Raw genomic sequence first — 3,248 nt, 5'->3', positions numbered from 1 at the left:
TCTTCGGGCCCGGTTGCGAGCAGGGGCTCGCCGACGCGGACCGGGTGCTCCGCCCCGGCGGCGTCCTCGCGATCGTCGACCTCGACGTGCGACACCCGCCCTACGGCGACTGGATGCGGGCCGACCTGCCGACGTACGACCCTGACGAGGTCGACCGGTTCTTCAGCCGGATGGGGTTCTCGCGCCGGACCGTCGGGACGCGGTGGCGCTTCGCGGACCGGACGAGCCTCGAGTCCGTGCTGCGCATCGAATTCTCCGCCCGCGTGGCGGACCGCGCCGTCCGGATGGTGCGCGGCCTCGAGTTCCCCGTCGGCTACCGGGTCCTGACCAGGCGCAAGCCATCCGGCCTGATCATCTAGCCGAAGCACCGCTCCGGCAGCTCCCCGGAACACGACGGCCGTCCTGGCGCGCACCAAGGTGGTCTTGGCGCGTACCGGGACGGCCTGATCGATCCCCGGGAGTTGACCTAGTCGGTCTCGTCCTCTTCTTCTTCGTCGGTGTCGGCCGCCGGCGCCTCGCCGAGGATGGCGTACAGCTCGCGCCGGGCCTCGTTGAGCACCTCGACCGCACGCCGCTTCTGGGTGTCGGTCGCGGCCTGGGCGACCTGCACGGTCGCGCCCATGAGCTGCCCGATGGCGTCCCGCAGGCTGACGTCCCGCGGGTCGGCGTCCCGCGCGATCTCCTCCCACGGCGGGGTCTCGATCTTCGCGGCCGCATCCCGGCCTTCGTCGGTGAGGGCGTACAGGCGGCGGGAGCCGCTGCCCTCGTCGTTGATCAGGCCCTCGTCGGCCAGCAGCTGGAGCGTGGGGTAGATGGAGCCCGGGCTGGGGCGCCACAGGTCGCCGCTGCGCTCCTTGATCTCCTGGATCATCTCGTAGCCGTGCATGGACCGCTCCGCGAGCAGCGTGAGGATGGCCGCCCGGACGTCCCCGCGACGGGAACGCCGCCCGCGACCGCCGAACCGCTCGCCCCGGCCACGCCGACCACGGCCAGGGCCGCCACCGAAGGGGCCGTGCCCCGGCATGCCCGGCCACTGACCGGGTGGCACCGGTGGGAACGGTGGGAAGGGGACGCCACCACGCGCTTCCGGAGTGGGGAAGTGCTGGTGCAGCTCGTGGAAGTGGGCACGCGGGTCACCGAACGGCGGCCGGCCCTCGAATGAATGTTCGTGTCCGAATGATGGACGCATGAGTAGTTCCTCCCTGTGAAGACGTATCGCGTGGTATCGCGATACACTCACGATATATCGGAAGCTATCGGAACGCAAGGTCCTGTCGTGATCCGGGAGAGGTGTCAGGACGGATGGCCTACCGCCAGCATGTTTCCGAGACGTGGGACAATGGAGGCAAATGACCTCTCTACCTCTTGTCTTCGACGCGCCCAAGCGCGGTCTTCCGCCCCGTCACCTCGCCGACCTGTCGGTCGAGGAGCGTCGTGCCGCGGTGACTGAGCTGGGGGAGAAGCCGTTCCGGGCGAACCAGCTGTCGAACCACTACTTCGGTCGGCTGACCGCCGACGCCACGGCGATGACCGACATCCCGGCCTCCTCGCGTGACCGGCTGGGTGAGGCACTGCTGCCGCCGTTGCTGTCCGTGGTCCGCCATGTGAGCTGCGACGACGGCTCGACCCGCAAGACCCTCTGGCGCGCCCACGACGGCACCCTGCTGGAGAGCGTCCTGATGCGGTACCCCGACCGGGTGACGCTGTGCGTGTCCTCGCAGGCGGGCTGCGGGATGGCGTGCCCGTTCTGCGCCACCGGGCAGGGCGGTCTGGAGCGCAACCTGTCGACGGCCGAGATCGTGGACCAGGTCCGCGCCGCGGCGGCCGCCATGCGTGACGGTGACCTGGGGGAGCCCGGTCGCCTGTCGAACATCGTGTTCATGGGGATGGGTGAGCCGCTCGCCAACTACAAGCGGGTCGTGGCCGCGGTCCGGCGGATCACCGAGCCGGCGCCGTCGGGGCTGGGTATCTCGCAGCGTTCGGTGACGGTGTCGACGGTGGGTTTGGCGCCGGCGATGCGCAAGCTGGCTGACGAGAAGATGCAGGTCCGCCTGGCGGTGTCGTTGCACACGCCGGATGATGAGTTGCGTGACACGTTGGTGCCGGTGAACAACCGTTGGTCGGTGGACGAGGTGCTGGAGGCGGCGCGCTACTACGCGGATGTGTCGGGCCGCCGTGTCTCGATCGAGTACGCCCTGATCAGGGATGTGAATGATCAGCCGTGGCGGGCGGATCTGTTGGCGAAGCGGTTGCGCAAGCATCTCGGCCAGTTGGTGCATGTGAATGTGATCCCGTTGAATCCGACGCCGGGTTCGGAGTGGGATGCTGCGCCGAAGTCGGTGGAGCGGGAGTTCGTTCGTCGGGTGAACGCTGGGGGAGTGGCGTGTACGGTGCGTGACACCCGTGGTCAGGAGATCGCCGCCGCGTGTGGGCAACTCGCTGCCGAGGGGTAGCTGGGCGTGTGCTCACTTGTCATGCGCGGGGTATCCGGCTGTGCGCATCACCCCGACTCGCGGCAGACGAGTGCGTTCGTGGCGGCGAATTGTCGTGTCGCCGGATGGGCTGGGTCACCGGGCTCATCCGCAATGTGCACTTGGTCTTGGCGTGGAGTCTGATCTACTGTCCACCTCGCGTTGATCGCGCACTCCGGGGTGTTGTGGTCGCTCGCCGCTTGAACGGAGGTTGTGATGCACAAGCTGGTGATCCTGTATCCCGAGCCCGCCGATCCCGACCACTTCCGCGACTACTACGTGAGCAACCACCTCCCGCTGGTCACGCGCATGCCCGGCCTGCTCGCGTGGCGCTACAGCTTCGAGGTGGCAGCGACGCAGGGACAGACGCCGTACTTCGCGGTTTTCGAGGCCGAGTTCGCTGACGCTGCGGCAATGACCGCGGCGAGGGCGTCTCCGCAGGGCCAGCAGGTGGCTGCCGATGTCGCCAACTACGCCACCGGTGGTGCGGTCGTCATCCACTATCCGGTGCAGAACGGCACCTGCTGAGCCTGGCCCTGAGGCACCGCCGTATCCGCGGTGAGCCATGTTCGCCACATCCTCGCGGAATCGGTCCCCGCGCTCTCTTTGGCACGAGCGCGTATACGGGTCAGTCATCAACACTCGCCTCGCGGCAGAAGCGTGTGTGTTCCGCCGGCTGGCATCTGAGCGTGGACGACGACCAGCCGAGTGCTGATGGTCGCGCCTGTGTTACGAGAAGTACGAGCTGAGGACTGAACCGCCCCGGGTTTGGTAGAG

Annotated in this window: 3 protein-coding genes and 1 pseudogene; 3 read left to right on the top strand and 1 reads right to left on the bottom strand. The window is 68.3% G+C overall.

Annotation, left to right across the window (positions count from 1 at the left end):
• Positions 1-359 (top strand): annotated as a pseudogene (locus ACJ73U_RS31830) (SAM-dependent methyltransferase); the annotation flags it as partial.
• A gap of 107 nt (positions 360-466) precedes the next feature.
• Here the strand turns inward: ACJ73U_RS31830 and ACJ73U_RS31825 are convergent.
• Positions 467-1,189: a PadR family transcriptional regulator gene (locus ACJ73U_RS31825; protein WP_407781434.1), complete on the bottom strand. Its 723-nt coding sequence runs from the start codon at positions 1,187-1,189 to the stop codon at positions 467-469.
• A 160-nt stretch (positions 1,190-1,349) separates the two neighbouring features.
• On the opposite strand from ACJ73U_RS31825, the gene rlmN reads away from it, so the two are divergent.
• Both rlmN and ACJ73U_RS31815 read left to right on the top strand, forming a co-directional pair.
• Positions 1,350-2,453, top strand: a complete 1,104-nt coding sequence (gene rlmN / locus ACJ73U_RS31820; protein WP_407781433.1) for a 23S rRNA (adenine(2503)-C(2))-methyltransferase RlmN — start codon at positions 1,350-1,352, stop codon at positions 2,451-2,453.
• A 234-nt stretch (positions 2,454-2,687) separates the two neighbouring features.
• Positions 2,688-2,999: an EthD family reductase gene (locus ACJ73U_RS31815; protein ID WP_407781432.1), complete on the top strand. Its 312-nt coding sequence runs from the start codon at positions 2,688-2,690 to the stop codon at positions 2,997-2,999.
• Positions 3,000-3,248: the final 249 nt, after the last annotated feature.

Source organism: Actinophytocola sp. (genome assembly GCF_045807065.1).
Taxonomy (GTDB): domain Bacteria; phylum Actinomycetota; class Actinomycetes; order Mycobacteriales; family Pseudonocardiaceae; genus Actinophytocola.
This window is presented reverse-complemented; position numbering and strand designations above follow the sequence as displayed.